General features: G+C 70.0%; 1 protein-coding gene. It reads left to right on the top strand.

All coding sequences use genetic code 11. The annotated features are described in order from the left end of the window. Positions 1-1,082, top strand: a 1,082-nt coding sequence (locus ABTU92_RS30845; RefSeq protein WP_408095322.1) for a glycosyltransferase, incomplete at both ends; no start/stop codon positions are given.

Genomic DNA, 1,082 nt, shown 5'->3' with positions numbered 1-1,082 from the left:
CGGCTCTCGCCCTGCCGAGCACCTGGATCGAGAGCCTCACCGGCGTGCTGCCCAAGGTGATGGCCGAGCTGCGTCGTGACGGCATCGTCCCGCGGACCGAGAGGATCGATCTGCCGGCGCCGGTCGCCTTCGTGCGCTCCTCGGACGAGATCGAGCGCAGCCCGCCGTTCTATGTCGAACGCGCCGTCGCCCGACGCACGCTGTATCGGCCCGCCTCGCCGGACCTGCGGCTCAGCCTGATCACGACCGTCTACGACACCGATCCGGTGCAGGTCGCCGACCTCGCCGCCACGGTCTTCGGGCAGGACCACGACCAGCCGTTCGAGTGGTGCATCCTCGACAACGGCTCGTCGCGGCCGGAGACCCGCGACGTCCTGGCCAAGATCGCGCGCGATCCGCGCGTTCGCCTGGACCGGGTCGAGCGGAATCTCGGGATCATCGGCGGCATGCGCCGATGCCTCCTGGCGGCCGGCGGCGACTACGTGCTGCCGGTCGACAGCGACGACCTGATCTTCCCGGACGGGCTGCGGACGGTGGCGAGCTTCCTGGAGCAGGCCGGCCGGCCGCCGCTGATCTACACCGACGAGGACAGAACGGACGGGACCTATCCGCGCGATCCCTACATCAAGCCCGATTGGGACCCGGTCCTGTTCGTCCATTCCTGCTACATCGCCCATCTGACGGCGTTCGACCGGCAGATCGCCCTCGCGGTCGGCTGCTACGACGATGCGCGGGCCGAGGGAAGCCACGACTGGGACACGTTCATGCGGTTCCTCGCGGCCGGGCACGTCCCCTTGCATCTGCCGGAGATTCTCTACTCCTGGCGCATGCACGCGGCCTCGACCGCGATGAACTTCCGCTCGAAGCCCTACATCTACGACTCGCAGATATCGGCGCTGGAGAAGTTCCTCGCGAGCCGCGGCCGGCGCGGCGACGTGCAGATCGCTCCCTCGCCCCTGTTCGGCGGGGCGCCGGATTGGCGGTTCGAGCCGCGTGCCGAAGCGGCGCCGAGCGACGGTGCGGAGATTCTGGCCGGACGGCTCGCGACGGCGCCGGTTCTGCGCCTGCCGGCGGTCGTCTCC

It is taken from the genome of Rhodoplanes sp. SY1 (genome assembly GCF_046000175.1).
Lineage (GTDB): Bacteria > Pseudomonadota > Alphaproteobacteria > Rhizobiales > Xanthobacteraceae > Rhodoplanes.
Note: the sequence above shows the minus strand (reverse complement) of the source record. Positions and strands in the feature narration are given on the sequence as shown.